General features: G+C 60.2%; 18 protein-coding genes. 8 read left to right on the forward strand and 10 right to left on the reverse strand.

Annotation, left to right across the window (positions count from 1 at the left end; all coding sequences use genetic code 11):
- Position 1: 1 nt before the first annotated feature.
- Both AD669_RS09690 and AD669_RS09695 read left to right on the forward strand, forming a co-directional pair.
- Complete coding sequence (locus AD669_RS09690; RefSeq protein WP_053119091.1) at positions 2-862, forward strand: CsgG/HfaB family protein; 861 nt, start codon at positions 2-4, stop codon at positions 860-862.
- Positions 863-1,978: 1,116 nt separating this feature from the next.
- Positions 1,979-2,350, forward strand: coding sequence for a DUF6124 family protein (locus AD669_RS09695; protein ID WP_053119094.1), 372 nt, complete (start codon positions 1,979-1,981; stop codon positions 2,348-2,350).
- Positions 2,351-2,523: 173 nt separating this feature from the next.
- On the opposite strand, the gene AD669_RS28060 is transcribed toward AD669_RS09695, so the two are convergent.
- The 6 genes from AD669_RS28060 to AD669_RS09720 all read right to left on the reverse strand — a co-directional run bounded on the left by AD669_RS28060 (position 2,524) and on the right by AD669_RS09720 (position 8,906).
- A complete protein-coding gene (locus AD669_RS28060) occupies positions 2,524-2,808 on the reverse strand; it encodes a type II toxin-antitoxin system RelE/ParE family toxin (RefSeq protein WP_082341417.1) in 285 nt (94 codons plus the stop codon).
- Entirely contained in the window at positions 2,798-3,004 is a 207-nt protein-coding gene (locus tag AD669_RS09700) for a hypothetical protein (protein ID WP_053119193.1), read from the reverse strand. Before AD669_RS09700 ends, AD669_RS28060 begins: the two co-directional genes overlap by 11 nt.
- 276 nt (positions 3,005-3,280) lie before the next feature.
- Positions 3,281-4,732 carry a curlin gene (locus AD669_RS09705; protein WP_053119096.1) on the reverse strand — a complete coding sequence of 484 codons (1,452 nt, stop codon included), beginning with the start codon at positions 4,730-4,732 and terminating at the stop codon, positions 3,281-3,283.
- A gap of 28 nt (positions 4,733-4,760) precedes the next feature.
- The gene (locus AD669_RS09710; protein ID WP_053119098.1) at positions 4,761-5,225 is read right to left on the reverse strand and encodes a curlin; all 465 of its coding nucleotides are present in this window, start codon (positions 5,223-5,225) and stop codon (positions 4,761-4,763) included.
- 70 nt (positions 5,226-5,295) lie between these two features.
- Positions 5,296-7,524, reverse strand: coding sequence for an Ig-like domain-containing protein (locus tag AD669_RS09715; protein WP_053119099.1), 2,229 nt, complete (start codon positions 7,522-7,524; stop codon positions 5,296-5,298).
- A 35-nt stretch (positions 7,525-7,559) separates the two neighbouring features.
- Positions 7,560-8,906, reverse strand: coding sequence for a hypothetical protein (locus AD669_RS09720; protein WP_053119100.1), 1,347 nt, complete (start codon positions 8,904-8,906; stop codon positions 7,560-7,562).
- 422 nt (positions 8,907-9,328) lie between these two features.
- On the opposite strand from AD669_RS09720, the gene AD669_RS09725 reads away from it, so the two are divergent.
- The 5 genes from AD669_RS09725 to AD669_RS09745 all read left to right on the forward strand — a co-directional run bounded on the left by AD669_RS09725 (position 9,329) and on the right by AD669_RS09745 (position 17,940).
- Complete coding sequence (locus AD669_RS09725) at positions 9,329-10,777, forward strand: sensor histidine kinase (protein WP_053119102.1); 1,449 nt, start codon at positions 9,329-9,331, stop codon at positions 10,775-10,777.
- A gap of 274 nt (positions 10,778-11,051) precedes the next feature.
- A complete protein-coding gene (locus tag AD669_RS09730; RefSeq protein ID WP_053119104.1) occupies positions 11,052-13,859 on the forward strand; it encodes a multicopper oxidase domain-containing protein in 2,808 nt (935 codons plus the stop codon).
- 17 nt (positions 13,860-13,876) lie between these two features.
- Entirely contained in the window at positions 13,877-14,956 is a 1,080-nt protein-coding gene (locus AD669_RS09735) for an SCO family protein (protein ID WP_156316134.1), read from the forward strand.
- Positions 14,957-15,050: 94 nt separating this feature from the next.
- Positions 15,051-16,541 (forward strand): HAMP domain-containing sensor histidine kinase, encoded by a 1,491-nt coding sequence (locus tag AD669_RS09740; RefSeq protein WP_053119108.1) that lies wholly within the window; start codon positions 15,051-15,053, stop codon positions 16,539-16,541.
- Positions 16,510-17,940: a sigma-54 dependent transcriptional regulator gene (locus tag AD669_RS09745; RefSeq protein ID WP_053119110.1), complete on the forward strand. Its 1,431-nt coding sequence runs from the start codon at positions 16,510-16,512 to the stop codon at positions 17,938-17,940. The genes AD669_RS09740 and AD669_RS09745 overlap by 32 nt, the downstream gene beginning before the upstream one ends.
- 148 nt (positions 17,941-18,088) lie before the next feature.
- Here the strand turns inward: AD669_RS09745 and AD669_RS09750 are convergent, their stop codons facing one another.
- Entirely contained in the window at positions 18,089-18,436 is a 348-nt protein-coding gene (locus tag AD669_RS09750) for a hypothetical protein (RefSeq protein ID WP_053119113.1), read from the reverse strand.
- A 266-nt stretch (positions 18,437-18,702) separates the two neighbouring features.
- Here AD669_RS09750 and AD669_RS09755 point away from each other — a divergent pair, with 266 nt between their 5' ends.
- On the forward strand, positions 18,703-19,500 hold the full coding sequence (locus AD669_RS09755; RefSeq protein WP_053119115.1) for a class I SAM-dependent methyltransferase: 798 nt from the start codon (positions 18,703-18,705) through the stop codon (positions 19,498-19,500).
- Positions 19,501-19,708: 208 nt separating this feature from the next.
- On the opposite strand, the gene AD669_RS09760 is transcribed toward AD669_RS09755, so the two are convergent.
- From AD669_RS09760 to AD669_RS09770, 3 genes are all read right to left on the reverse strand, one after another.
- Positions 19,709-20,401, reverse strand: a complete 693-nt coding sequence (locus tag AD669_RS09760; protein ID WP_053119116.1) for a hypothetical protein — start codon at positions 20,399-20,401, stop codon at positions 19,709-19,711.
- A 113-nt stretch (positions 20,402-20,514) separates the two neighbouring features.
- Positions 20,515-21,306: a ChbG/HpnK family deacetylase gene (locus AD669_RS09765; protein WP_053119118.1), complete on the reverse strand. Its 792-nt coding sequence runs from the start codon at positions 21,304-21,306 to the stop codon at positions 20,515-20,517.
- The gene (locus tag AD669_RS09770; protein WP_053119120.1) at positions 21,278-22,462 is read right to left on the reverse strand and encodes a GNAT family N-acetyltransferase; all 1,185 of its coding nucleotides are present in this window, start codon (positions 22,460-22,462) and stop codon (positions 21,278-21,280) included. The genes AD669_RS09765 and AD669_RS09770 overlap by 29 nt, the downstream gene beginning before the upstream one ends.
- Positions 22,463-22,466 lie beyond the last annotated feature (4 nt).

The raw sequence follows: 22,466 nt of genomic DNA on the forward strand, positions 1-22,466 counted from the left end.
CATGAAAAAGATCATCGCGTTAGGGCTGCTGTTGGCGACATTACAAGGGTGCAGTCTGCGTGAGCCGATGTCGGCCGAGCAGGACACCGAAACCCCGACCCTGACCCCCAGGGCCTCGACTTATTACGACTTGCTGAAAATGCCGCGACCCAAGGGCCGGTTGATGGCGGTGGTGTACGGCTTCCGTGACCAGACCGGGCAGTACAAGCCGACGCCGGCGAGTTCGTTTTCCACCAGCGTGACCCAGGGCGCGGCGTCGATGTTGATGGACGCGATGCAGGCCAGTGGCTGGTTTGTGGTGCTGGAACGGGAAGGGCTGCAGAACCTGTTGACCGAACGCAAGATCATTCGCGCGTCGCAGAAGAAGCCGAATACGCCGGTGAATATTCAGGGTGAGCTGCCGCCGTTGCAGGCGGCGAACATGATGCTTGAGGGCGGGATCATCGCGTATGACACGAATGTGCGTAGCGGTGGGGAAGGGGCGCGGTATTTGGGGATTGATATTTCTCGGGAATATCGGGTGGATCAGGTGACTGTGAACTTGCGTGCGGTGGATGTGCGCAGTGGGCAGGTGTTGTCGAATGTGATGACCAGCAAGACGATTTATTCGGTGGCGCGCAGTGCGGGGATTTTCAAGTTTATCGAGTTCAAGAAGTTGCTTGAGGCGGAGGTTGGCTACACCACGAATGAGCCGGCGCAGTTGTGTGTGTTGTCGGCGATTGAGGCGGCGGTGGGGCATATGGTGGCGCAGGGGATTGAGCGGCGGTTGTGGCAGGTGGCGGGGGACGCTTCTGTGCCTGGGCAGGATGATGTGTTGAATCGGTATTTGAGCCAGAACAAGGTGGATCCGGAGGCGGAGTGAACGTGGCGGCCTTCGGGCCGACCAAGCTCTTTTGGCCGAAACCGGTTTAAACCTGTAGGAGTGAGCCTGCTCGCGATAGCTATCTTTCAGGCACAGTTGCTATTGCGGATGTACTCAAATTCTTGTGGGAGCTGGCTTGCCAGCGATGGCGGCATTCGGGCCGACCAATCTTTCGCAGATGTACCCACTTCCAATTGTGGGAGCGAGCTTGCTCGCGAAGGCTTTTTGTCAGGCGGCGGTTTTTTTTGACTGAGTACATATCCATTCCTGCAGTAACGGCCACTTAGGGTTCCGCCCTTACGGCGGGTCACCTTTTCCAGACGCCGAAAAGGTAACCCAAAAGGCTTTGCCCTGACGTTCGGCCCGCTCGCTAAAGCTCGGGGTTCCTTCGCTCCGGGATCGATCCGGGCGCAGCGCCTACGGTTTGCTTCGCTGCACCTCCTCTCGCTGTGTTTGGCTGCGCCAAACGGTCGCTGCGCTCCCACCCCCGGATCAATCCCTCCACTCAGCCTGCCGACGGGCTCCGAGATCAAGATCAACAGCAGCAGCCGAGCTTGCGCTCATCCTGTGTAGGAGCTGCCGAAGGCTGCGATCTGTTGATCTTGCTTGTGTAGGCGCTGAGCTTGCTCGCGAAGGCGGCCTGACAGCCAACGCATCTCTTCCGTCTGTACTCGGTTCCCTTGTGGGAGCGGGCTTGCTCGCGAAGGCGTCAGGTCAGTCGATGATGTGTTGATTGTCTTGCCGCTTTCGTGAGCAAGCCCACTCCCACCTGGATCGCATTCCGATTCCTGAATGTTTAAAAGTTGTTTCAAATCTGCGGAACCTTCCCACAAGGTTTTCAGGTTGCCCGTCGGACGTGCGGTCTCTAGCCTGTGTGTGTCGCTGCCAATTCAGCGATCGGGCATGGAAACCCGAAGACACGAGAGAGCAGATACGCCTTTCATAACGTATGCTTGCGCACTTCATTGTGTGCACTCTGTTATGGCGGTTGTGCGCGGGAGACATTCGTGTCTGCCGGGTTGCTCTCTCCCGGATTTCCAGCCTGCGTACAGCTGCCACCCATTTTTCCTGGAAGTCGAATGGGCCAGCTGCAACCATCAATGAGAGAGAATCACCATGAAAAAACCAACCCCCAACCCCCCAGAACCAGACACCAACGCCACATCCCCCTACGCCTCAGTCGACAGCAAAAAACTCCACGAAGCCGCCGACCGCGCCCTGGATTTCTACCTCAATCCCGCCGCCCACATCATGTCCAGCGCCAACGAGCCGGAACCCATGTACCTCGCCAACCCCAAGTACAACACCGAATCCCTGCTGGCCAACGCCAGCGAAACCCTGGGCTCGGCCAGCGAAATGCTCATCAACTTCGCCGCCTCCCTGGAAACCTCACAGCGCAAGACTGCACTGGGCATCGCCCAAGTCGTCATGCTGGGCGAACTGGCAGTCAACCAAGCGCTGGATCACGTCGAGTTGAAGGATGGCTGATTGATCTTTCCCACGCGCAGCAAAGGAATGCAGCCCTTGACGCTCTGCGTCAAATTCGCGAGTTGGAACGCGGAGCGTCCCGAGAGGCATTCCCGCGCAGAGCGTGGGAACGATCAAAAAAACCGTACCTCCACGGGAAGCACGGTTTCTTGTGTTGAGACGAGGAAGCGATCCTAACCGGGGTCGCGTCGAGGGTACTCCTGACGCGCATGCAAGATGCTCACAATCTCAATGTGGTCCGCCACTTGATAAACGACGAGATAGTTCGGGCTTACCACAATCTCTCGAGTGCCGGGAGAGCGACCTTTGCGATACAGGTGGGGATGCCAACAAAGCGCAGATGTAGTTTTTACGACGGACTTGTGAAGTGCAGTCGCCGCTACAAAATTTCGCTCGCCAATGTACTTCAGGATTTTCGAGAGTTCGACCCGAGCCTTGGGTCGCCACTTAATCTGCATCAGCGCTTTTGCGCATTGATTCCATCAAGGCATTCATTTCCTCCATCACTTGCTCATGGGGAATACTCGGACGCGGATCATCGAGAGAGGCCTGTACTTCGGCCCGAAACCAACGGTCATAACTCGCAGCCTGCTCCTCGGGACCAAGATCCGAAACAACAGGGCACAATGGGTCGATCAAGGACGGGTCGATCATAGAACCTCCGGGTTTGGTGCCTCGAAGTCTATTCGTTAACGGTATCGCTGTCGTCGCTGTCTGGATGAATTGCATGTAGGCCAAGCTCCATGAGGATCAAGTTGTCCCGGCAAATCCTAGAGCCTGCGCTTCCGACGGCCAACCGCCAGAACCTGTCAGAAAACTCCCCGGATTTCTAAAAACGTTCCGTTTTCTGTAGGACGTAACTCAAGCGTCAGCGCAAAAAAAACCGCGACCCCCCTCACCAGAGAATCGCGGCCCATCAACACCCAACCCCTACTGCTGCAAAACCGTCGCCTGGTTAGCCGACCCGAACTGCTGAATATTCGCCGTCTGCGTGACCCCGCTCTGATCGACATTGGCAATGTTCCCCGTGCCGCCCTGGGTCACATACGCCACGTTCATCGTATCTGCCTGTTTCACCGTGATCATGTTGTCACTGCCATACAGTTGCGCGGTATACGCCTGATTCCCCGACCCAGACTGATCAAACTCAGCACTGTTCCCCGTGCCATTCGACGAACCCTGCACCAGGTTGCCAGTGCCGCGTTGATCGGAGATCAAAATGTTGTCGCTGCCATTCTGTTCAAAATACAGCTCGTTATACGACTCCGTCTGACTGACCGTGGTCTTGTTGCCCGTCCCGGTCTGCTGCGTGGTCATCACTTGTCCAACGCCATCCTGAGTGAAGCTGGCGATGTTGCCATTGCCCGCTTGAGTAACGGTCGCGCGTTGGTTGCTGCCGAACTGGCCGCCGAGTTGCGGGCCTTTCCAGTTGCTGGCGTAGACCTTGTTGTCGTTGCCCACGGAGGTGGCGCTGAGGGCGTGGCCGTCGCCGCTTTGGTAGGTGAAGTGGACGTTGCCATTACCCACCTGATAGAGCGCCAGGGTCGAGTTGACCGATTCGAACTGGTCGGCGTAGATCGCGTTGGTGTTGCCGACCTGGGTGACGGCGGCGGTGTTGTTTTCGCCGAAGCTTTGGTCGACCACGGTTTCGTTGCTGTCGCCGTATTGGTTGACGGTCGCCTGACTGGCCAGTTGCGCGTCTTGCCAGATTTCGCTGCCGTTGAGGTTGCCGAACTGGTTGATGGTGATGTTGCCGCCGGTGCCGTCGCGCTGGTCGCCGTAGGCGTAGTTGTTTTCGCCGGCCTGGTTGATGCCGATCTGGCCGCCGATGTGGGTGACTTGTTCGGCGGTGCCGTAGTTGGCGGTGCCGAATTGGGTGATCACCGCGCTGTTGCCGCTGCCTTCATAGAGTTGCTCGATGTTGGCTTCGTTGCTGTCGCCGTACTGGAAGGTTTTGCCTTCGCTGCCGTTCTGCGAGTCCTGATAGACGAACGAGAAGTTGCCGGTGCCTTGCTGTTGTTGCAGCGCGCTGTTCGGTGAGCCGAAGCCCAGCGACTGGCTGGCGTGGGCAGTGTTGAAGGCGCCGGCCTGTTGTTGAGTGATGGTGGCGTTGTCTTCGTAAAGTTGTTCGGCGTAGCCGGCGTTGTAGTCGCCGACTGCGTCTTGGGTGATCACGCTGGTGGCGTGGTCTTGCACGGCGGCGGCGTCGTTGCCTTGGCCCAGTTGCGTCTGGGTGGCCGTGCTGAACGGGGCCTGGGTCTGTTTCACGTCCGCGATGTTGGCGGTACCGGCCTGGTTCTGGTTGGACAGGCTGTCGTCGGCCATGGCCTGGGCACTGATCATGACCAGCAGGGCGGCGGTGAGGGGCGTCAGTTTGAACATGATTGAACTCTCCGATGATTTGCAGTGCTTAGCGATATTGCTTGACCGAAACGCTCATGCCGTTGCCCGACTGGGTCACGGCGCTTTGCAGCCCCGCGCCGGCCTGCTCGATGCTGGCGTCGTTGTTGTTGCCGTTTTGCGAAATCTGCGCGCGGTTGTGGCTGCCGTTTTGCGTGATTGAGGCGGCGTTGCCGGAACCGTTCTGGTTGATCAGGGCCATCAGGTCGCTGCCCTGTTGCAGGATGTACGCCTCCTGATTGCTGCCCGACTGCACGATCTGCCCGAGCAGCGACTGACCGTTCTGTTGCAGCAGGGCGACGTTGGCTTGGCCGAGTTGATCGATCAGGGCTTGCTGACCCACGGGTGGGGGCAGTTCGCCGAGGTCGCTGCTGGTCGGGGCCAGGTCGTCGTTGTCCATCAGGTCGTCGGCGCGCACGCCCGCGCTGCTGCACAGCAGAAGCAGGCAAAGCAGGGCGGCGGTCGGCGTGTTCATGGCGAAAATCCTGTCAGGCGTTAACCGATTTGAAGGGCCCCAGCCACCCGAAAGTGGCTGGGGATCTGGCTTACAGCGTGGTCACCGAGACCGTGCGCACGGTGCCCTGAGATGAGCGGATCGTCGCGGTCGGGTTGGCCGATGGCACCACCGTCGTGTTGTTCAGCGTCAGCCGCCAGCGTCCGGTCAACGGCACCGTGGTGGTGCCAAGAGTGACCAGCCCGGTCGGGGTCGTGACCTGCACGGTGATGGTGTTGCCGGTGGTCACTGACGAGGTGCCGGTGAAGTCCCAGTTGAAGCGTCCGCCGGAGCGTGCCTGCACCGTCGATGCGGTCACGGCGAAGGTTTCCGCCGCTGGCCGTGGCGACACTTGCACCGTGACTGTGGCCGGCGTCGACAGGGCACCGAAGTTGTCCCGAGCGATGTAGGTGAAGGTCGTGGTGAACGCCGTGGTGACGGTGGCGGGCGGGGTGTAGGTGATCACCGTGCCGTTGCTGCTGACCGTGCCGCGTCCGGCGGCAGGTTGGGTCAGGCTGTTGACGGCCAACGGCACGTTGCCTTCCGGATCGGTGTCGTTGGCCAGCACGTTGATCGGGATCGCTACGCCCAGAGTGGCGACGCTGTCGGCGACGGCGGTCGGTGCCTGGTTTGGCGCGACGGTGATGGTTACGGTCGCCGGGTTGGCCGAGGCCAGACCTTTGGCGTCCTGCGCCTTGTAGGTGAAGGTCGTGGTCAGTGGCGCGTTCACCACCGCTGGCGGGGTGTAGACCACCGAGGTGCTGCCGTTGAGTGCGACGGTGCCTTGACCGGCCGCCGGTTGAGTCAACGCGGTGATGCCCAGTGGATTATCGCCATCGGGATCGCTGTCGTTGGTCAGCAAGCTGAGGGTGATCGGCACACCAAAACTGGTGCTGCCAGCATCGGCGTTGGCGATTGGCGCCTGGTTCTCACCGGTGTTCGGTGCGGTGCCGACCACCACAACAGGCTCAGTGTCACTACCGCCGGCGGCGGATTTCACCGTCACGGCAGCGGGTGGCTGAGTCAGGTCGGCGACGGTAATGCGCTGCAGAGTGCCGGTCTTCGACAAACGTCCGTAGCCTTGGGCAACCATGTCCGGGATCGCCACTTCATCGCTCGAAGTGGCTTCGATCAGCAGGCTGTGGTTGGCCCAGTTGTAACGTGCGGTCTGCACTTTCACCACGTCGGTGAGCTTGGCCGATACGGCCGTTGGCCGAGTGGTTCCGGTCGGGTTGGTGGCCGTCACGACCACTACCGGAGGGACAGCACCGGTGCCCAATCGATGGCCGAAGAACAGACCGTTGTTGTCGCCCAGCAGATTGGTCTGGCACGGCGTTTGTGGTGGGCCGGGCAGCAACGCAACGGTTTCGCGGAAGCACAGGGTCGAGCTGCTGTCAGCCTTGGCGAACACCTCGGCACGCACACCAGCGGCGGTGCGGCGATAGGTCGCGCGGTCGATGTCGACGTGGGTCTGCTGACGGTTGTCGAGCACTTTGCCGGAAAGGCTGAACACGTTCGACTGGATGGTGCCGGCAGGCCCGGTGATGCGCACGAAGTTGGTGTTGAACGGGCTGCCGGTGACCGCTTCGTTGAGGTTCGGGTCGCCAACAAAAGTTTCGGTGGCGCCGGTGTCCGGGTTCACTTCGGTGTACGGCCCGTTGACGCTGCGCAGGAACGGGCCGATCGCACCACCGACAGCACCGCTGAAATTGCCCGGTGCGCCGATGCCGATGTCGCGAGTGATGTTGATCGCCCGCCGGCCAGGCGCGGTGACGTTGACCGTTTCCACACCATACGGGTGAGTGATGGTGTAGGTGCCGGCAAGCGGTACGTTCACCCGGATGCGAATCCGCGCGAAGCTTTGTTGATCACCGTCGGCCGGATTTTCCGAGGCGAACGCCGCTTCAATCCCGGCGACGTAGGCGTCCATCCCGTAACCGGCGGCGTTGTTGGCGATGGTGGTTTCGGCCAGAAACCAGAACGCTTCCGGTGGCCAGTTATCCGGGAAAATCATCGGCTGAGCATCATCGTAGATACCCGGCTCGGCGAGCAGGATGCACATGTAGGCCGGTGGCACGCTGGCCGCCACTCGCGAGCTGGCGGCGCGCGACTGGCAGAGCTCCATCGACAGCTGGTTTTCGTCCTGATACCACATCGGAAATTTCCCGGTGGCGAAGGTGTAGGGGCCGGGGTCGACGGCGGCGAGTTGCGCATAGGCACTGCCGGTCAGCGAGAGAGCGAGCCCGAGCGCGTTGAGCGCAAAGCGTGGCCACTTGTTCATGATGCCTCCTGATGCGGATCTGGGCATGTGAGCGTTCATTGCACGATGACCACTTCTTCGGTGTCGCTGCCGCCGTTGGACGACGTCACGCGAACCCGGGACGGCGGAATCGGCGAGATCCCGGTGGCCAGGGTTTTCACCGCGCCGTCGCCACCGAGCGCACCGATGGCGGCGCCGCTGCCGGAGGTCGCGGTAAGCAGTGGCGGCGAGGTTTCGTCGCTGGTCGAGGCCACCACGGTGAGTTGGCCGGAGCTCAGGCTGTATTGCGCGCTCTGGATCACCACCAGGTCGGTCAGGGCCATGGGCAGGGTGGTCGGCGTGCTGCTGGCGATGGCCAGGTGGTTGTCGGCGGTCACTTGCAAGGTGGTCGGCAAGGTCGGGTTGACCGCCGATTGCGCATACCAACTGCCGGTGCTGTTGGCTTCGGTCATGTTCAGCACGGGCGTGCTGCTGGTGACGGCCGCTGTACCCGGTGCCGGCGGCGCGAGGACAAACACGTCTTGCTGCGCCACCGGTGCGCTGTCGCCGGCCTTGCGTGAGTAGGTGCTGCGCTGCGCGATCATCGGCGTTGGCCGCACGACGGTCGACAATTTGCCGGAGACGGCAAACGTCGTGGAACGCAGATCCAGACCATTCGGGCCTTCGATGCGCACGAAGTTGGTGTTGAACGGACTGCCCGTCACCGCTTCGGAAAGGTTCGGGTCGCCGACGAATTGCTCGGCGGCACCGGTCAGCGGATTGGTCTCGGTGTACGGGCCGTTGACGCTACGCAGGAACGGGCCGATGTCGCCCTTGAGTGCGCCGTCATAGGTTTTCGGAGTGCCGATGCCGATGTCGCGGGTCATGTTGATCGCACGGCGACCGGGGGTGTCGATGTTGAACACATCGACGCCGTACGGGTGGGTGATGACGTAGGTGCCCGCGGTGGGCACGTCGACGCGAATACGGATTCGCGCGAAGCTGACTTGATCACCTTCCACCGGTTCTTCGGCGGCGAACGCGGCTTCGATGGCACTGACGTAGGTCAGGTCGATCCCGCGTGTGGCGTCGACGAGGGTGGTTTCGCCGGTGAACCAGAACGCTTCGTCGGGAAAGTTGCTCGGGAAGACGATCGGTTGGGTGTCGTCAAACACGCCGGGGGTCGGTAGCAGCGAGCACATGTACGACGGCGCGCCGGGTGCGCTCGGCACTCGCGAGCTGAGTGCTTTCGACAGGCACAGATCGAGGGTGCGACCGTGGGTGTCCTGATACCAATTGGCGAAACCGCCACTGGCCGGTGTGTACGGGCCCGGATCTACAGCAAACAAAGCGGCCTGAGCAATGCCCTGGGCCAAGGCGCTCACGACCAGGACGGTCGCGGTTTTGGACAGTAAAGGGTGCATGAGTTAATCCCTCTATCGAAGTACCTGCCCCTTGGGGATGGGTCAGTTGCAGAGGCCTGTACACCTTCCATGCCAAGGTGCGGTGAATGGGCGGGAGAGGGCCGGGGTAGAGGGATTTCGCAGTTGCGAAGTGCCGAGCGCGACAGGCGGGAAAAGGGCGCAATTCCCCAGAATCGGGGACGATGGGGATGAACATCCATGGCCCGCCAAACACAGAACCCCTGTAGGAGCTGCCGAAGGCTGCGATCTTTTGATCCTGTTTTTAAATTTTTAAATCAAGATCAAAAGATCGCAGCCTTCGGCAGCTCCTACAGGGATTTGCGGTGGGTTTGGCAGGTGTGCATCGGGTCGATATCCCCGTAACCGGGCAAACACCCGACGGTGGGCTATAACCCTAAGAGACGTATCGGGAAGTCGCCGCCATGAACATGCAGTCGAAATCGCTTCCGGTTGAGGAGGGCACGCTACGGTTGGGCTCGCGCAAGCAGCCGTTCAACCTGCTGCGCTGGTTTTCGCTGATCAGCATGGCGGTAATCGCCACCGTGGCCGTGGCGCTCGGCGCGGTGTCGACGCGGTTTGTGATCGAGGAAAGCGTGCAACGTGATGCCTTGCTCACCGCGCAATTCATTCAGGCCATCGCTTCAGCCGAAGTGCGCCACGTCTCGATCCCCAACGTGCGCACCATGGGCGAGTTGCTCGACCCGCGCCAGGACAAGGATTTTCCCGATGTCGATCCACAAGCCCGGGCCGATGCGCGCGGAGAGTTTCTCGATCACATCGAACACTTGCCCGACGTGATCCTCGCCAACATCTATGCGCCGGATCGCCAGGTGATCTGGTCGACCAACCCGGTTCTCGTCGGCACCAGCATCCATGCCGACGAAGACCTTGATCGCGCCTTCAATGAAAAGATTCCGGTGTCGGCCAGCTATCACGACGTCGACAAGGCGCGTGAGGAACAGAAGTTCGTCATTCCGCCGGACTACATCTTTATCGAAAACTACATCCCGCTGTTCGACGCCGACGGCAAGAACGTCACAGCGATGGTCGAGATCTACAAGGAACCCAAAGACCTGATCGCGCGCATGGAGCGCGGGCTGACGTTGATCTGGCTGGCCACTGCGCTCGGCGGCGGGCTGATTTATCTGGGCCTTTACTGGATCGTGCGGCGCGCGGCGATTTTGCTCGCCGTGCAGCAAAAACAACTGATCGCCAATGAAACGTATGTTGCGTTGGGCGAGATGTCGTCCGCCGTGGCGCACAGTCTGCGCAATCCGCTGGCGACCATCCGTTCCAGCGCCGAGCTCGCGTTGGAGTTCGACGCCGGCCCGGCAGAGAAAAACATCAAAGACATCATCGGCCAGGTTGATCGCATGTCGAAGTGGGTGCGCGAATTGCTGCAGTCGTTGCGTCCGCTCAACGATGACCCGGAACCGGTGAACCTCGTGGCGGCGCTGCACGAGAGCCTCGTCGCCTTCGAACAGCAGATCGCCAGGGCAGGCGTAAAAGTAGTGTTTCAGCCGCAGCACACGCCAATGGTACTGAGCCAGCCGGTGCAGCTGACGCAGATCCTCAACAGCCTGCTGGCCAACGCGCTGGAGGCGATGGACAAGGGCGGCACGCTGACCATCAACCTCGAACCAAGCGACGATCGTGGCGTTTGCGTGGTGCTCAGCGACACCGGCAAAGGCATGAACGAAGAACAGCGCACCATGGCCTTCCGGCCGTTTTTCACCACCAAGGCCGGCGGCCTCGGCGTCGGTCTGGTGCTGGTCAAACGCATCATGGAACGCTTCGGCGGCGGCGTAACCCTGCACAGCCGCGAAGGCGAGGGCACCACCGTTCGCCTGGCCTTCCAACTCGTCGAGTAATTCGCTAACCCCTGTAGGAGCTGCCGAAGGCTGCGATCTTTTGATCTTGATCTTAAAAAACAAGATCAAAAGATCGCAGCCTTCGGCAGCTCCTACAGGGATTACGTATGCCCCAAAATTTTTATGAACTTCCCCCATCACTGGGTGTCAAGCCCCGGTCACCGGGGAGTGGGGACACCCGCAGCCCCCGCAAGCCCCTGTAACAACTGGAAATAAATTCTTGGCGCACTAGTTGCAAAACACCATCACCCCTTCCTTGATGAGGCGGCTGGTGATGGACAGAACAACGCGAAACCCAAGCAACACCTTCCTGCTGACGCCGCTGAGCGTCTTCCTGCTGTTGACCCTCGGCACCATGGCCGGCGTTAGAGCGAGCCCGATCGATGACGAGCGCGAGCCCGAAGCGTCCGATCCGTCGGCCTACTACGACGAGCCAGCGGATGAGGCGACGGCGCTCAACGCCATCCTGACCATGCCCGAGGCCAACGAAGATTCTTTCGACTTGCCCGACGGCGTCAAAGGCTCGCGTAACACTCCGCGTGCGGAAAACAGCCTGCCGCCGACCGTGCAGACCAGTTTCAATTACCCCACCAACGGCAAGCCGAGCCCGCTCTATGGCGCGCAGCCGTTCACTCAGCAATTGGTGTTGTTCGAAGAGTTCGGCCCGGAAAAACTCGACCCGACCACTCCCGCCGCGCCGCTGCCATTTCCACCGGCCGCGATCGGCCCGGCCCCCGCGCAGGATCCGAACAACGTCGCCCGCAGTGCGCCACCCGGCACTGCGCTCGACGCGTTCTTGCGCCAACCGGGCCTGACGCCATTCCCCAGCCAGTTCTCCAACATTGTCGACCGCAACCCGTGGCAGGCGCAGATCGAGGTGTTCCTCAACCGCCATATCGGTTCGTCGGCAGAAGGGCGGCCGCCAGGAAAGGGCTGGGCGCACCAGCGCTGGAACGAGTTCTACCCGCAAGTTGCCTACAAAACCGCGCAAACCGGTGCGCGCATCAATGGCGGCCTGCGTGACAGCGTGCAGATGCACCATTACGCCGTGGGCGAATTCGGCCCCGGCGGCCTGTACCACAACGTCGCTGGAGTACCGCTGACGGACGGCACGGCCAAAGGCGTCGACCCGCGCTTTCACCCGAACATGCCGGTGCAGAACCACAACGCGGTGTGGACGTTCGACGGCACGCTGCCGCCGAAACTGTTGATGGTGCGCTACGGTCAGCCGGTGATGATGCGTCACTACAACGGCTTGCCGATTGATCCGGCGGCCAACCGTGGTTTCGGCTTGCACACCATCAGTACCCACGAGCACAACGGTCACGCGCCGGCGGAAAGCGACGGTTACGCCAACGCATTTTTCTTCCCGGGGCAGTTCTACGACTATCGCTGGCCGATCCAGCTCGCCGGTTACGACAGCATCAACACCAAGGCTGAAGACCCGCGCGCAGCGTTCCCCTGCGCACCGGGGGAAACCCTGTGGGTCAACGACCTGGCTCCGGCGAAAAAGACCTGCGACCACGGCACCATCAAGATTCGCGGCGACTGGCGCGAGACCATGAGCACCCACTGGTTCCACGATCACATGCTCGATTTCACCGCGCAGAATGTCTACAAGGGCAACGCGGCGATGATGAATTACTACAGCGCGCTGGATCGCGGCAACGAGTCGGTCAACGACGGCGTCAACCTGCGCCTGCCCAGCGGCAGCGCCTTGCCGTGGGGCAACCGCGACTACGACGTCAACCTGGTGTTCGCCGACAAGGCCTGGGATCAGGAAGGCCAGTTGTGGTTCAACCCGTTCAACACCGACGGCTTCCTCGGCGATCAGGTGCTGGTCAACTGGCAGTGGAAACCGACCCTCGACGTGCGTGCGCGCAGCTACCGTTTCCGCATCCTCAACGGCTCGGTGTCGCGTTACTTCAAACTGGCGCTGGTGCGTGAGATCAAAGGCAGCAGCGGCGAGTTTCAAGGGCCGAAAAACTCCGGTGTGTCGTACAGCCGCGTGCCGTTTCACATGATTGCCAACGACGGCAACATCATGGAGCACAGCGTGCCATTCGACGGCTCGATGGATCTCGATGCCGACGGCGACAAACAGAACCACAACGCGATCTTGCCGACCCAGGGTATTGCCGAGCGCTTCGACATCATCGTCAACTTCGCCAAAAACGGCATCAAACCCGGCGACAAACTGTTCTTCCTCAACTTGCAGGCCCACGACGACGGCAAGGGGCCGAAAGACGTGATTTCGCTGGCCGACGTGCTCTCCGAGAAATACCTCGCGGTAATCAAACAGAGCAGCAAAGGCCCGCAGTGGGACAAGGGTGATCCGGCGGTGGGCAAAGTCTTGCAGCTCAACGTCAAGGCCTACACCGGCCAGGATCTGGCGATGGATCCGGCAGCCTACGAGCCGGCCAAACCGGGCAAGGCTGAAGGGCTGGTGATGATTCCGCTGAAGATTCACCGCGACAACGCTGCCGACAAAGCACTGCTGGCCAACGCCCGTCACCGCACCTTCACCTTCGGCCGTTCCGACGGCACTGATGAAGCGCCGTGGACGGTCAAGACCGATGGCGGGTTCGGCTTCCACATGGATCCAAGGCGCCTCAACGCCTCGACCAAATTGTCCAGCGGCCCGACCGACGCCGGAGTCACCGGATTCGGCACCCTGGAGGTGTGGAACATCAAGGCCGGCGGCAAGGGCTGGAGCCATCCGGTGCACGTGCACTTCGAGGAGGGGATCATCCTCAGTCGCGGCGGCAAGGCACCGCCTGAATGGGAAAAATGGGCGCGCAAAGACGTCTATCGCATCGGTTCGGAAAACGATGGGCTGGACAGCGTCGAGATGGCGATCAACTTCCGCGAGTTTGCCGGGACGTACATGGAGCACTGTCACAACACTCAGCATGAGGACAACTCGATGCTGCTGCGTTGGGACCTTGAGAAGCCCGGGCAACTGCAGTTGATGCCGACGCCTCTGCCAAGCTGGGACGGCGTGCGCTATGTCAACTCCGCCGCGCTGCCAACCTTCCGCAACGGCGATGGCTACGGCCCGCAAGTGACCGTGAAGAAATGAACCGCGAGCGCGCCGTCATGCCAATACAAACTCCGCGTTCCCGCGCGCTGGGCATGCATCTGGTGCTGATGCTGGTGGTCTGTGTGCTCGGCAGCCGCGTGCTGCTGGCACATCAGGCCAGCGTCGGCCAACCGCCCGCGGCCAGCGAATCCGCCACCCCGTGGGGTGGCGACTATTTCCCCAATACCTTGCTGACCGATCAGGACGGTCGGCAGGTGCATTTTTTCGATGACCTGATCAAAGACAAAGTGGTGGTGATCAACTTCATCTTCACCTCGTGCAGCGACTCCTGCCCACTGGAAACCGCGCGCCTGCGCCAGGTGCAGAAACTGCTCGGCGATCGGGTCGGGCAGGACATTTTCTTCTACTCGATCAGCATCGATCCGCTGAGCGATACGCCCGAGGTGCTCAAGGCCTATTCGCAACGCTTCAAGGTCGGCCCCGGCTGGAAGTTTCTCACCGGCGAATTCGAAGACGTCACCGACCTGCGCAAGAAACTCGGGCTGTTCATCGAAGGTGTCGACAACGGCCGCAGCAAGGATCACAACCTCAGCCTGATCGTCGGCAATCAAACCACCGGGCGCTGGATGAAAGCTTCGCCATTCGAAAATCCGTGGATTCTTGCCGATCAACTGGCCAACACCTTGCAGAACTGGAAGCAGCCGAGCATCGAAGAAAGTTACGCCAACGCCCCGGACATTCGCCCGCCGAGCAACGGTGAAGAACTGTTTCGCACCCGCTGCGCCTCGTGCCACAGCCTCGGCCCGCAGGATGGCCAAGGCATTGGCATGCGCAACATCGGGCCCGACCTGATTGGCGTGACCCGCAACCGCGACCCCAAATGGCTGAATCGCTGGATTCGTGAACCGGATCGCCTGCTTGCGGAAAAAGATCCGATCGCGCTGCAACTGTATGAACAATTCGAGCGAATTCCGATGCCCAACCTGCGCCTCGACGAAGCCTCGGCGCAGTCGATCATCGACTTCCTCAGTGACGAAACCGAACGTCAGCAAACGTCTGCCAAAGGCTTGGCCGACGGCGGCTTGACGCCAGTAAAACCGGGCGATAGCGCCGCGACGGTGAGTCAAATGCGCTAGCGGCAAAATAGCATCATTGAACCGTGTGTCGCGGTCATAGCCACCTACACTAAGGGCTGTAACCGCTTCGATACAAACACTCCAGGGCACTCCCATGCAGCGACTGGAAGCACAAAAAACCTCTGCACCGAACGCATCGGTCGCAGGCAAGGGCTGGCGTGAGCAGTTCGATCTGCTGCGCTGGTTCACGCTCGCGAGTTTTTTCATCATTGCTGCCGTGGCGCTGGGGCTCGGTTACATCTCTACGCGCTTCGTGGTCACCGAAAGCGTCGAGCGTGACGCGCTGCTGACCGCGCAATTTGTTCAGGCCATCGGCGAGGCGGAAATGCGCCACGCCGACATCTCGCCGGCGCGAACCATGGGTGAAATGCTCGACCCGCGCCAGGACAACAATTACCCCGACGTCGACCCGGCGTCGCACGTGTCGGCCCGCACCGAATTTCTCGATCACGTCGAGCACTTGCCGGACGTTCTTCTCGCCACCGTTTATGCGCTGGATCGCACGGTGATCTGGTCGACCAACGCCGAGCTGATCGGCGTGCACATCGACGATGACGACGAACTCGACGAGTCGTTCGAGATGAGAGTGCCGGTCTCCTCCAGCTACCACAAAATCGACGAGGAGCGTCCGGAGCAACGTTTGCTGCGCGAGCCGAAATACCTGTTCATCGAAAACTACATCCCGATGTTCAATGCCGATAAAAGCAAAGTCATCGCCATGGTCGAGATCTACAAGGAACCGTCGGATCTGGTCGATCGCATCGACCGTGGTTTCGCCTCAATCTGGGCGGCCACGTGTTTCGGAGGTGCAGCCATTTTTCTCGCCTTGTTCTGGATTGTCCGGCGCGCGGCGAAATTGCTGCAAAGCCAACAACAGCAATTGATCAGCAACGAAACCTTTGTTGCCCTCGGCGAGATGTCTTCGGCGGTGGCGCACAGTTTGCGTAATCCGCTGGCGACGATTCGCTCCAGCGCCGAACTGGCTCAGGAAGTCGCCAGCCCCGGTGCGCAACGCAATATCGGCGACATCATCAGTCAGGTCGACCGCATGTCGCGCTGGGTGCGCGAACTGCTGGTGTCGTTACGGCCGATGAATGACGACGGCGAAGCGGTGGATCTAGTGCTGGCGGTGGAGGACACGTTGGGTGCCTTCGACGCGTTGATCAGGCGTAACGACGTCGAAGTGCGCTTCAGTCCACAAAATTGCCTGCCGGTGGTCAGTCAAAAGGTGCTGCTTACGCAAATCCTCAATAGCCTGTTTGCCAACGCCCTCGAAGCCATGCCCAAGGGCGGTGTGCTCAGCATCGAATTCGAATCGCCGCAGCCACACAGCGTGCGCATGACCCTGAGCGACACCGGCAAGGGCATGAGCGCGTCGCAGCAACAGCTGGTGTTCAAACCGTTTTTCACCACCAAACAGGGCGGCCTCGGGGTTGGCCTGGCGTTGGTCAAAAGAATCATGGAGCGCTTTCAAGGTTCGGTCGTCTTGACCAGCCGCGAGCAGGAAGGAACCCGCGTCAGTCTCAACTTCAAAGTGGCATCGGGAGGGGAATATGGAACACAGCATTCTGCTGGTCGAGGATGACGAACTGTTGGCCGAGAATATTCAGACCTACCTGGAGCGCAAAGACTTCGAGGTGACAGTCTGCCATTCGGCCGAAGACGCGCTGGAGCGACTGGAAAGCTTTATGCCCGACATCGTCCTGACGGATAACTCGCTGCCGGGCATGAGTGGTCACGACCTGATCCAGAAGCTGCGCGTCAGCGCGCCGGATCTCAAAGTGATCATGATGACCGGTTACGGCAACGTCGAAGACGCGGTGGTGGCGATGAAGGAGGGCGCCTTTCATTACGTGACCAAACCGGTCGCGTTGGCAGAACTCAAACTGCTGCTCGACAAGGCCCTGGCCACTGAACGGATGGAGCGCACGCTGTCGTTCTATCAGGAGCGCGAGGCGCAGAAATCCGGGTTACAGGCGCTGATCGGCGACTCGGCGCCGATGCAGTATCTGAAACACACCATCGGCCAGTTGCTCGACGCCGAACGGCGCATGGCCAACACCGATCTGCCACCGGTGCTGGTCGAAGGCGAGACCGGCACCGGTAAAGAACTGGTGGCCCGTGCGCTGCACTTCGACGGCCCGCGTAGCAAAGGCCCGTTCATTGAATTCAACTGCGCGTCGATTCCGTCGAATCTGGTGGAATCTGAACTGTTCGGGCATGAGAAGGGCGCGTTCACCGACGCCAAGGATCGCCGGGTCGGGCTGGTGGAAGCGGCGGATGGCGGCACGCTGTTTCTCGATGAGATTGGCGAGATGGATCTGCTGTTGCAGGCGAAGATTTTGAAATTGCTGGAGGATCGTACGATTCGCCGGGTCGGTTCGGTGAAGGAGCGCAAGGTCAATTTGCGGGTGATCAGCGCGACCAACTGCAACCTTGAGCAGATGGTGCAGCAGGGCAAATTCAGGCGTGATCTGTTTTTCCGGTTGCGGATTATTTCGATCAAAGTGCCGCGTTTGTATGCGCGCGGTGACGATATTCTGCTGCTCGCACGGCATTTTCTCGCCAGCCATGGCAAGCGTTACGGCAAACCGAATCTGCATTTCAGCCAACAGGCTGAGGAGTTATTGCTCAGTTACACCTGGCCGGGCAACGTGCGCGAACTGCGCAACATGCTTGAGCAAACTGTGCTGCTGGCGCCGAGCGATACGATTGCCGCGCATCAACTTAATGTGTGCATGAGCCTGGTTGATGAGCCACCGCTGCATATTCATGAAGCGCCGGTGCATTACGAACCACGGCCGGCGAGCAATACCGAATCGATGAACCTGCCGGAAGTCGAACGCGACATGGTGCGCAAAATGCTCGACAAGACCGACTGGAACGTCACCAAATCCGCGCGCCTGCTTGGCCTGAGCCGCGACATGCTGCGCTACCGCATCGAAAAACTCGGCCTGGCCCGCCCGGATAAACGGCAGTGGTAATCCCTGCACCGATCAATTGTAGGAGCAAGGCTTGCCCGCGAAGGCATCCTGTCAGCCGCCAAATGTGCTGACTGACATGGCGCTTTCGCGGGCAAGCCTTGCTCCTACAACGGTTGGGTGTTCCAGCCGAAGTTTTGGCCAACCCGAATCAATGCTGCTGCCGGCTCAAACACTCCAGCAAACAACCGGGATCCAGCACTTCGTCATTCACATAAATCCCGCGCTCGGCATCGTACGTGCGAATAAACACCCGCACCGTCGCATCCGCCACCGTCGGCAGTTGCGAATCGTAGAACTCATGGTCACCCGGGATCACCACAAAATCCTGCGGCGCCGCCTCTTCATAAGATCGCGGCGGCGTCGCATTCAGTGAATACGGGGCAGGGTGGGCAAAGGGCTGGTTCGGCCCGTAGTACACAAAATTGCTGTCCAGCGCCTGCGCCTGAGCGGCAGCAAGCAGACAACCCATCAACAACAGCCGTTCGAGCATCAGCATGGCGGCACCTGCGAGTGCGGTATTCCCCAAGGCTATTAACTATAGCTGCCCACGCCACTAACGCCCGATCCACATCGGATCCCTGTAGGAGCTGCCGCAGGCTGCGATCTTTTGATCTTTAAAAGCAGGATCAAAAGATCGTCCGAACGCGGCCCGAGCCTGTGGCAGCTCCTACACGGAGTGGCTTACAAGTTTGCAACAATCGGGATTGGCGGGGTGATTTAGACTCGGTTTCGCTCAATTACGAGCATCGTCCGGAGTGCGCCATGGAAGTGCCTAATAACAAAACCGCCATCGAGAGCAATCGACAGGCGTGGAACGATTCCGCCCGCCATCATGAGGATTCGCCTGACTGGCAGGCCTTGCTTGCCGAAGTTGCGCAGGCGGATTTCACTTGTCTTGATGAGACCTTGAGCGGGTTGCTGGAGGTCGATGGTAAGGATGTGATTCAGCTGTGCTGCAACAATGGCCGCGAGAGTCTGTCGCTGTTTGCCCACGGTGCGCGGAGTGTGGTCGGGGTCGATCAGTCGGCGGCGTTTCTTGATCAGGCGCGTGAGCTGAACCGCCGTTCACCACACAACGCCGAGTTCATCGAGACCGATATCCATCATTTGCCGGCGTCCTTGCACAACCGTTTTGACGTGGCGCTGATCACCATTGGCGTGTTCGGCTGGATGCCGGACATTGGCGAGTTTTTCCGTCATGTCGTCTCGACGCTGAAACCGGGCGGCAAACTGGTGATCTACGAAACCCATCCGTTTCTGGAAATGGTTGATCCGGATGCGGAAGATCCGTATCAGCTCGCCAGTTCGTACTTCCGCACCGAGCCGTTTGTGCAGGAGGAGCCGATTGTGTATGTCGGCAAGGTTGAGCAGCAGGCGGCGAAGTCGTATTGGTTTGTGCATACGTTGGGGGCGATTTTCAGCGGCGCCATCGGGGCAGGGCTGAACATTGCGCACTTCAGGGAATACCCGCATTCGAATCGGGAAGAGGTGTATGACCAGTATATGAATCGAGAGGCGCAGATGCCGATGTGCTTTACCCTGGTCGCCACCAAGGCCTGAATGCTTTAGTGAGTCGATCCACATTGGCTATGCGCCATACACAAATCCTGTAGGAGCTGCCGAAGGCTGCGATCTTTTGATCTTCAAAGTCAAAAGATCGCAGCCTTCGGCAGCTCCTACACTGGTATTCGGCGCATAGCAGATCCCTTGTAGGAGTGAGCCTGCTCGCGAAGGCTGCATCAAAGCCACTGCAAATTCCGAAAGAGAATCAAGCCTGCGCCGCCGCACTCACCACCGGCCGCCCCGGCTTACGCAGCGGTTCAAGCCGCGATCCCTCATACCGCGTCTCACGGAAAAACTTCCAGCGTCCGAACAGGCAATACACGTGCATCACGCGCCCCTGCTCGTGATAACCCATGCGAATGTGCAGCTTCAGCGCCGGAATATTGTGCGTCTCACAGACGTCCACCACTTTGTTGCAACCCTGCGCCGCCATCGCTTCCCACAGCGCCACTTGCACGTCCACCGAGAGGCTGCTGCCGAAATACGCGCGGATCATCTCGCCACCAAATTCGAAGAACTCACCCGGCTTCACCGGGAAGGTGCAGCCGTAATAGTGACGATCGTGATAGTCGCGAATGCTGCCCCAGATGAATCCGACGGCATCGCCGGCAGCGTCGAGGTACATGTGCCCGGTGTGACCTTCGGCGGCAAGTTCGGCCATTGTCTCCACGCGGTCACCGAAATGTTTGCTGAAGGCAACGGCATTCTCTGCGGTGATATCGACTTTGCTCAGGCCCTCGTACGGACGCAGCTTGTGCGGCGGCACCGGAGTGACCAGGTCGCGCTCCATCCACAACAGTTCCCAATGGAAAAACACGTAACGTTTCCACAACGTGCCGAAGGTGCGGCCCAAGCCTTTTTGGCGGATGCGTTCTTGTAGTTTTTTGATAAAGCTCATGATGCCCTCCGTGGCCGAAGCCCGGTGTTGTGGATGTCGCTTTTGTGGGTATAGATCACCCTTGGGGGTTCATTTCAAAGTGCCATCTTCGAAAGTATTGCAAGGTATGTAACTCAATCGAGTGCGGCGGTACCGCGTAGAAAATCCTTGTTCAGATCGGCATAGGAAACCCGTGGAACGCCCGTCAAACGCTGCTCTAGCACGCGGCTCAGGGACTCGTCAGGGTTGAGATAAGCATCACCAAAATCGCTGCCAAGTTGCGTCGGGTGGGCGACGATTTCCAGCACGCCGTCGGTCGGCGAAATGTCATTGCGCAGGTCGATCGGCGTGCACACATAGTCAGCCGTCACACCAGCCAGACTCTGCAAGCGCCAATTGAGCAAACCCTTGAACACGCGCTTGGGCAGATTGAGGTTTTGCCCCAGATTGCGCGCCAGTCGAATCGGCACACCTTGATGCGCGGCAAACCGCGCGACGATCTCGCCGATCGGCCAGATGTTGTGCACGTGTTGGTGCGAATCGATATGACTCGGCCGCACGCCGTGATCGACGCAACGCTGCCACTGCGCCTGCAATTCTTCACGCACCGCCTCGCGGTCTTCGCGACTGAGCCACAACCGATGGCGCGGCAGACTCAAGTCGAACACGCCATGGTCGTCGCAGAAGGTACGGCGCTTGAGAATCGCCTGACTCAACGGCCGCCCGTAGGTCAGGTTGAAGTGCAATCCAACCCGGCCTTGCAACGTCGGATACCGGGCCATCGCGCACGCCGCTTCGAACGCCGGCATGTTGGCCATGGCCGTGGCAGAACTGATGACCCCGGCCTGAAAGGCAGCAAAGATCACCGCGTTTTCGTTCGGGCTGAGGCCGAAATCGTCAGCGTTGACTATGACTTGGCGTGGCATGTTCGCCCTCCGTGGTGATCGCGACAGGTTTCAAAACAGGTTTCGCTTGCTCGGCACGCCGCGCCCGCCAGGCTTGTACGCGCGGCTTGAGTCGATGCCACAGGCGCAAGCCCAGGCCGAGGACAAGACCACTCGGCCGCCAGGAATAAAAACTCCAGCGCCAGTGCTCCAGTTGTCCGGTCATGCGTTCGTGCAGTTGATGGCTGGAGTTTTCCAGGCTGACCCGCGAGGCATCGATCCAGTGCCAGTGATCGTCGAGCCCCCAGCGAATCCATTCCTCCAGCAGCACCCGGCCGCTGCCCAGATCGGCGTATTGCGGCAGGAAGGCGAGGTTGTAATCGTAGAGCCGACCTTGTTCCAGCAGGCCGAGGCGATAGCTGATGCAGCGCCCGTTCAACTCCAGCGTGACCACCCGCACCAGGCCTTGGCCGGCGAGGGCGATGAACGCGCGTTCGATCAATTGGCGACTGGGTTCGCTGGCAAAAATACCTACGCCTTCGTCACCTTTCCAGCTCACCGCTTCGACTTCGCTGATGGCCTGCAACAACGGGCCCATGCTCATCGCATCGGGAGTAATTCTGCGCACCTCAGCGCCACACGCGGCAATCCGCTTGCGCGCCCGACGCAGTTTGTAGCGCGGATCACCGGAGACTTCCTGATGATCGGCCTCGCTGATCAGGTGCACCGGCACTCGACAACTCAGCCGTCGTTCACCGGTGGAGCTGTGCGCCATCCATTCGGTGAGCGCACTTTCCTCACCGGCAGGTTCGGACAATTCATTGAGTTGCAGCAGCGCGTGGGGCACACGTTGGCGAATCATATTCAGCGCCTGACGCATGTCCTCAGCGCCCAACAACGACAACAACGCCAAGCGATCCGCCAGCGGATAACCCAAGTGATGCAGCACCCGAAACGGCACGCCGGCAAAGCGTTCGCGACTCGCCACCAGCGGCAGGCACAGACGCAATTCGTCCGCCTCCCAACCCAGCAGGATGTGCAGACGCTCATCCGTACCAAGGGCCTGCTCGGCCGCGCACAACCAACCAAGGTTGTTGAACGGCGTGTGATCCGTCACCCGCAGACGCAGCGCTTCATACGCTGCTTCGGGGAAATCGGCGGCGCACAGTGAAGTGCGCCATTCAAATCGCGTCACCATAGGC

The organism is Pseudomonas sp. P1.31 (genome assembly GCF_001269815.1).
Taxonomy (GTDB): domain Bacteria; phylum Pseudomonadota; class Gammaproteobacteria; order Pseudomonadales; family Pseudomonadaceae; genus Aquipseudomonas; species Aquipseudomonas rustica.